The 7621-nt window shown below is 38.7% G+C and carries 7 protein-coding genes; all 7 read left to right on the top strand.

The window, feature by feature from the left end:
* Window positions 1-591 precede the first annotated feature (591 nt).
* Window positions 592-1479, top strand: a complete 888-nt coding sequence (locus RT269_RS29150) for a flagellin N-terminal helical domain-containing protein (protein WP_313187972.1) — start codon at window positions 592-594, stop codon at window positions 1477-1479.
* Window positions 1480-1590: 111 nt separating this feature from the next.
* On the top strand, window positions 1591-2922 hold the full coding sequence (locus RT269_RS29145) for a glycosyltransferase family 2 protein (protein WP_313187970.1): 1332 nt from the start codon (window positions 1591-1593) through the stop codon (window positions 2920-2922).
* A 160-nt stretch (window positions 2923-3082) separates the two neighbouring features.
* Window positions 3083-3799, top strand: coding sequence for an IspD/TarI family cytidylyltransferase (locus tag RT269_RS29140; protein ID WP_313187969.1), 717 nt, complete (start codon window positions 3083-3085; stop codon window positions 3797-3799).
* Between the two features lie 18 nt (window positions 3800-3817).
* On the top strand, window positions 3818-5173 hold the full coding sequence (locus RT269_RS29135) for a hypothetical protein (RefSeq protein ID WP_313187967.1): 1356 nt from the start codon (window positions 3818-3820) through the stop codon (window positions 5171-5173).
* Window positions 5174-5176: 3 nt separating this feature from the next.
* On the top strand, window positions 5177-6661 hold the full coding sequence (locus RT269_RS29130; RefSeq protein ID WP_313187965.1) for a phosphotransferase: 1485 nt from the start codon (window positions 5177-5179) through the stop codon (window positions 6659-6661).
* A complete protein-coding gene (locus RT269_RS29125) occupies window positions 6658-7248 on the top strand; it encodes an SIS domain-containing protein (RefSeq protein ID WP_313187963.1) in 591 nt (196 codons plus the stop codon). Before RT269_RS29130 ends, RT269_RS29125 begins: the two co-directional genes overlap by 4 nt.
* Before the next feature lie 91 nt (window positions 7249-7339).
* On the top strand, window positions 7340-7621 hold a 282-nt coding region (locus RT269_RS29120; protein ID WP_313187961.1), incomplete at its 3' end, for a hypothetical protein.

Here is a 7621-nt window from a genome sequence, read left to right as displayed (position 1 = left end):
TCAGAAAAATGGAGTTAGGATTTGCATCCTAACTCCGTTTTGTCTACAGTCTGAAGGGATATGGTGATACATATCCCTTTTTTTGATCTGTCTTTTTAAATCTGTTTATATTCCAAAGATACCATGCAAAAATCCTTTAAATGATAGTTTTTTAATAATTAAAGGTTATCAATATCTCATCTTTATATCAAATTATAGTTCTATAGGCGAAAGTCAGGCTTTTTAATATGATACAGTCAAAAAGAGAATGGTAAAAGTTGATGCCTGGACTAGGAATGGACTTGTAGGTTTGCCCCATGGAGGGTCAATTGCTAATTGCAGTTCCGTGAAAATGGAGGACTATGAAAAGATTTTTAAAATATTAAAAAAAACACTTATCTTTTATACTAGCCGGTACGATAATGTAAATGAAAGGAAATTATATTTTATATTATATATTTCCGGAAGGCACAAGTGTCAAAATTTGGATTCGATTCTGCGGCTGGTACCCCGCAAGATTCCACAACATGATTTACTTATTTTCCTAATGTAGGAAAACATATCAAGCAGGGAAATGGAATTCCCTGTTACACATTCAAGGAGGAAATATTTATGAGAATTCAGCACAATATCGCAGCAATTAATGCGCACAGACAGTTAGGTGGAAACAATACCGCAGTAGCTAAGAACCTTGAGAAATTATCTTCTGGTTACAGAGTTAACCGTGCAGGTGATGATGCGGCTGGTCTCGCTATCTCTGAAAAGATGAGAGCACAGATCGTCAGCCTTGATACTGCTCAGAAGAATGCTAACGACGGTATTTCTTTGATTCAGACAGCAGAAGGCGCTATGACAGAAGTTCATTCTATGTTAAACCGTATGGTCGAGCTGGCTCAGCAGTCTGCCAATGGAATCTATGATGACAAGACAGACCGTAAGAACCTGAACGAAGAGTTTATGGCTTTACAGGATGAAATCGACCGTATTTCAGAAGCTACAGACTTCAACGGAACTAAGCTTTTAGATGGTAAATTGGATTCTAGGCTTCAGATTGGTGATACATCTGACGAGTTCAATCAGTTGAAAGTAACCGTGGACAGCGTGAGCGGTGATACTTTAAACGTTGGAAAGATGGAAGCTGCTTATGATGCTGATGGAAAGGTTACCAACGAGGCTGCCATTAAAGGTGATACCAAAAAGGTTAGTATTGCCACTCAGGATCTTGCTTCCGATGCCGTATCCAGAGTTAAGTCTTCCATTAACACTGTTTCTTCTATGCGTGGTAAATTAGGTGCCCTTCAGAATCGTCTGGAACACACCGTTAACAACTTAGGTGCTACTGCTGAGAATGTAACTGCAGCAGAGAGCCGTATTCGTGACGTTGATATGGCAAAAGAGATGATGGCTTATACCAAGAATAACATTCTGGTTCAGGCATCTCAGGCTATGCTTGCTCAGGCCAATCAGCTTCCACAGGGCGTATTGCAGTTATTACAGTAATTATGCCGGATTTTGATTTTTACATCCCCCGGAAAGATAATTTTCGGGGGATTATTTTATTACGAGGCAGTGTGAAGTCTCATATTGCCCATCAAACTAGGAGGAATGAATATGAAACCTTCCGTTCGGCTGTCCCAATGCATGATTGTGAAAGACGAGGAAAAGAACATCCGGCAAGCCCTTAGCTGGGGAAAGGGGATTGTTTACGAGCAGATTGTGATAGACACTGGTTCCACGGATAAGACAGTGGAAATAGCTGAAGAGATGGGGGCAAAGGTGTTTTGTTTTCCCTGGACTCATGATTTTTCTGCCGCTAAAAACTTTGCGATTGAAAAGGCCAGGGGAAACTGGATCGCTTTTCTGGATGCAGATGAATATTTTTCGGATGAGGATGTAAAGAAGATACTGCCGCTTCTCAAACAACTGGAAAAAAAGTTTTATCCCGCTCACCGGCCCCATTTGATACGGTCACTTCTAGTCAATCTGGGGGACGGTGGGAAAACGATAGGCACTGGGGTACAGGACCGCATATTCCGCAATATTCCCAATCTTCGATATCATAACAGGGTGCATGAGTATCTGGATGTGACAGATGGCGGTCAGCTTTATTCCTATGATGCTACAGGCGAGCTTGCTGTTTTCCATACCGGTTATGCCCCTTCAGTTGTTGAGGAAAGGGGTAAGGAGGAACGCAATATATTTATGATACAAAAGGAACTGGAGGAAGAACCAGATAGCGTTCAAATGTGGCGTTATCTTGGAGATTCATTTCTTCTTGCACACCGATATGAGGAGGCGGAGGAGGCTTATCTTCATGGAATTGAGAATCCGGCTTTGTTTGAAGATGTTATTCATCAGGATCCGGGCTTTGCTTCTTTGCTTAAGGTGAAATTTGGAAGAAATGCTGACAGTGATGAAGGATTTTTGGCCATTTATCAAAAGGCGAAAAATTGTGGTTGTGCTTCTCCGGATGTGGATTATTGGGCGGGAGAGTGGCTCTACCGCAATGGAAATGAAAGTGGGGCGATTCAATATTTTGAGCAGTCACTTCAATTGATGGAAGGGTATGATAGCAATGATCCCCTTGCTTTGTCCGGCCGGCTCTTCGCGGTGTATCAAAAAATTTTTTCCTTTTATGCAAAGCAGAATCGTCCTGTTGAGATGATACGGTATGGGGTTCTTCTTCTCAGGCTTGAACCTTATCATGCGGGTGTCTTAAAAGAAATCCTGATTCTTCTGAAACAAGAACCTGGAGAGGAAGAAACTGCCAATGCTACTTTTGCCTTTCTGTCCAAGTTTTATGATCTTTCAACTTTTAAAAATAAGCTATATCTGATCAAGGTGTCGAGACAGGCAAATTTTCCCGCATTGGAAAAGAATATGGAGCCTTTGCTGACAGAGGAAGAAAGGGAATTTGTTGCTGGGGCTGGGGATATTTTTTAGTCCCGGCTTTTTGTTTCGCAATATACAGAACTACTGCCACAGCATTCAGAACGGGACATCTCTAATTCATCATGTTGAAAAACTCATTATGAAAAACATCGTTCAAACCGATATATTATATAACCAATGAGTCTTATAAAATGCAAATAGGAGATAAAATATGGCGAAAGCACTGATATTTGCTGGGGGTACAGGGCGAAGAATGAATTCGTGCTCTAAGCCTAAGCAATTTTTAGAAATGCATGGAAAGCCCATTATTATTTATACATTGGAACACTTTGAATACCATGAGGAAATTGATGGGATTGTGATAGTATGCATTAAGGAGTGGATAGAAGAATTAAAAGGTTTATTGAATCGGTATGGCATCACAAAGGTTCTTAATATTGTATCTGGCGGCGATACAGGACATGATTCCATTTACTATGGTCTTGAAGAAATGAGAAAGTTCTGCTCAAAGGATGATATTGTGTTGATACACGATGGGGTAAGACCGTTGATCAATGAAGAACTGATCAGTAAAAACATTGAGGCTGTAAAAAGATATGGTAATGCAATTACAGCGGAACCGGTTCGGGAAAGTGTGATACGTTGTGAGGATAAGAAGAGCATTACGGATGTGCCTCCGAGGGATCAGATGTTCGTGGCAAAGGCACCACAGTCTTTTCACTTTGGAGAGATATTTAAACTATATGAGATGGCTCGGGAAGATGGCTGGAAGACAATTGATTCCTCGCATTTATGCAGCTTATATAAAGTTCCGATGCATATGGTTATGAGCACTAAAAATAATATAAAGATTACGGAGCCTGCAGATTTTTACATATACAGGGCAATATATGAAGCTATGGAAAATCAGCAGATATTTGGAGTCTAGTGTATAAGGATAATTACGATGGAGAGATATAAGAAGAAAGAGATACTGGATGCAATTGGCGCACTGGAAAAAGCAAATGATAGTATTGGAAGAACAAACAATAAAGCCACTAAAGCGGATGTTATAGATGCGCTTTCGCAATGCCAGGAGACGGCAATCCTTCTGGGGGACTACTTCGAGACACTAGGAGAAGAAATCATATCTTTTGTAAAGATCCTCGAGGATTATTGTGAGAATCTCTATCAAATGAGCATAGTATTACCTGATTATAATCAATGCCGAAAACTGTCTAAAAAAATCCAAAAGCAATTAACGCAATTACATAATGGAATCAAGCAAAAGCTTCCTGATGATAAAAAAGAAATTATATTTTTGCCATATAAAGCTTCTATGTGGGATTCGTTGGAGAGCGTATGGAGAGCGGCTGATGAAGATAAGAATTGTGATGCATATGTGGTGCCGATACCGTATTTTGATAGGAATCCCGATGGAACATTGGGGCAGATGCATTATGAGGGAAATGAATATCCTGAGTATGTGCCAGTTACCTCATGGGAGGAATATTCTATTGCAGAAAGAAAACCGGATGTAATTTATTTTCATAATCCTTATGATGATAGTAATATTATAACCACTGTGCATCCTGCCTTTTATGCAAGGGAATTAAAGAAATATACGAATATGCTTGTCTACATTCCTTACTTTGTCTGTGCAGGAGATACGGTACAAGAACATCTTTGTGCGACTCCCGGAACTCTGTATGCAGATAAAGTCATTGTTCAATCTGAGGCAGTGAGAAAAACATATGTAGAAGAACTCCATAAATTTGAACATGAAAATAAATGTAAAAATGCATTTGGAAATATAGAACAAAAGGTGTTGGCACTTGGAAGCCCCAAGTATGATAAGTTGTTAAATACTAGAAGGGAAGACCTGAATGTACCGGAGGAATGGAAAGACATGATCCGTAAGGAAGATGGAACGAACAAGAAGGTTGTTCTATACAATACAAGTATTGCTTCCCTTTTAGAGAAAAGTGATGAAGTCATTATAAAGATTCGGAATACTATAGATGTTTTTAGAGACAGGCAAGACGAAGTCGTACTGTTATGGCGTCCTCATCCGTTGATGCCAGCAACCCTGCAGTCTATGAGGCCACAGTTGTGGAATGAATATAGTGCTATCGTTTCTCGCTATAAGTCCGAAGGATGGGGAATTTTTGATGAAAGCAGTGATTCGGATAGAGCGATTGCCATAAGTGATGGATATTATGGGGATGGAGGATCTTTGTTTGCACTATATGAAAAAACAGGAAAGCCTATGATGGTTCAGAACGTAAAGATTTTAGACCGATTAATGAATCTTGGAGGATAATTTATGGAGTACATAGTTGTGCAGGCTGGAGGTAAGGGGGCTCGTCTAGAGTATCTTACAAAGAATAAACCCAAAGCATTGGTGCCAGTTGAGAATCTGCCAATGCTGTTTCATCTGTTTCGGAAATATCCTGACAAAAGATATATAGTAATTGCTGATTATAAAAAGGAAGTTTTGCACGAGTATCTAAACTGCTTCGCTGATGTAAAATACCAGATAGTGGATGCCATCGGTACAGGTACATGTGCTGGAGTAAAACAGGCATTAGATTTAATACCAGAAGATAAACCGTTTATGCTTATCTGGTCGGATTTGATTTTACCGGATCAATTGAAATTACCGGACATAACAACGGACCATATAGGCATTTCAAAAACATTTCCATGCAGGTGGAGCTATATTGATGGAGAATTTTCAGAAGAACGATCCTATGAACATGGGGTCGCGGGATTTTTCCTTTTTACAGGTAAGGATAAATTAAAAAATATACCTGAAAGCGGTGAACTGGTTCGCTGGATGCAGTCCAATAAAATGATGTTTGAGGAAATTGAATTAGCAGGCACAAAAGAATTTGGTTTGATTGAAGAATATATAAAATTGCAGCAGGAAAAATGTCGGCCTTTTAATAAAATGACTATCTTGGAGGATAGAGTGATAAAAGAAGGGATAGATGAACAAGGGAAAAAACTGGCTGTAAGAGAATGCAGATGGTATGAAAAAGCAAGAGAATTTAATATACCTGCTTTACCCCAAATATATGGTACGAATCCATTAATTATGGAAAAAATAGAAGGCAAAAATATATATGAATATGATTTGCCTTATGAAAAGAAAAAGCAAATACTATCAAAGCTGGTGTCTGCGTTGAAAAATTTGCATGAGACGGATAGAGTCGAAGCAGATTCCTTTAGTATTAAGGAAGCGTATTTCAATAAAACAATAGATAGAATTGCAATCATACGCGATTTGATTCCATTTGCAGATCAAAAAACAATAATGATTAACGGGAAAGAATGCAGGAATATATTTTTCCATAAAAGGGAACTGGAAAGACGTCTGGAACAGTTGAAATGTGAAAGCTTTTGTTTTATTCATGGTGATTGCACATTTTCAAATATGATGCTTCGTTCCGACGGAACGCCTGTCATGATAGATCCAAGAGGGTACTTTGGCTTTATAGAACTTTATGGAGATTCCAGGTATGATTGGGCGAAACTGTATTATTCTATCGTAGGAAATTATGATAGATTCAATTTGAAAGATTTCCGTTTAGAAATGAGTGATTCAGAGATTAAACTGGATATTGCTTCTAATCATTGGGAAGATATGGAGCAGGATTTTTATGAGATGACAATGGTTAATCCAGAGGAAATCAAACTTTTACATGCGGTTATCTGGCTTTCGTTGACAACATATACATGGCAGGATTATGATTCCGTATGCGGTTCGTTTTATAATGGATTATATTACTTGGAGGACGTATTATGATTAAATATTTTGAAAAACAGCTAAAAGAAATCGAAGATTCAATCCACTCCATGGATGAAGGAACGTTTAATAAACTGCTGAAAGAATCTGTGGAAACTATAGATCGTGGGCACAAGATAATTGTGTCAGGATTAGGAAAAAATGTTCCAATCTGCGAAAAATTTGTTGGCTCTATGGTTTCTTTGGGGATGGATGCGTGTTTTTTACATACGAATTCTGCAATACACGGGGATATGGGGGTTGTAAGGGAGGGTGATTTATTGCTGTTGCTTACAAAGAGCGGAGAAACACAGGAATCAGTATATCTGAAGAATGTATTATCGGACAGAAAAATAAATATGTGGCTTTTAACATTTAACAAGGACAGTACCTTAGCAAAAGAAATTCCTAATAGTCTTGTTTTAGATTTAAAACATGAGGGTGATTTGTGGAATATTATGCCAAATAACTCCACAACATTAAATTTGATTGTGCTGCAGGGGCTTGCCATGCAGATTGCGCAGGTAAGGCACTTGGATATTGGGCAATTTCGAATAAATCACCCTGGTGGCAGCATTGGAGAGATATTGAAACGGGAGCAAATGTAATAGTTATGGAGAATAGTGTTATGGAAAAAAAAAAGAGCTTGTTTTGTCTTCACTTGGACATACTTGGATATTGGATCTGGATGGAACAATTGTGAAGCATAATGGATATAAGATAAATGGGAAAGATACCTTTCTTGACGGCGCTAGAGAGTTTTTAGATAGTATACCGGAAGATGATCTGGTAATTTTTCTTACTTCAAGGACAGAGGAGCAAAAAGAATTGACAGAAACGTTCTTAAGAGAAAATGAGGTAAAATTTAAGCAGGTTATTTACGGGGCTCCATATGGAGAGCGGATATTGATTAATGACAAGAAAGAATCAGGGTTAAAAACTGCCGTAGCGATTAACTTTGAAAGAAACTTCTTAGATATT

This window comes from Lacrimispora sp. (genome assembly GCF_032078915.1).
Taxonomy (GTDB): Bacteria; Bacillota; Clostridia; order Lachnospirales; family Lachnospiraceae; genus Lacrimispora.
This window is presented reverse-complemented; position numbering and strand designations above follow the sequence as displayed.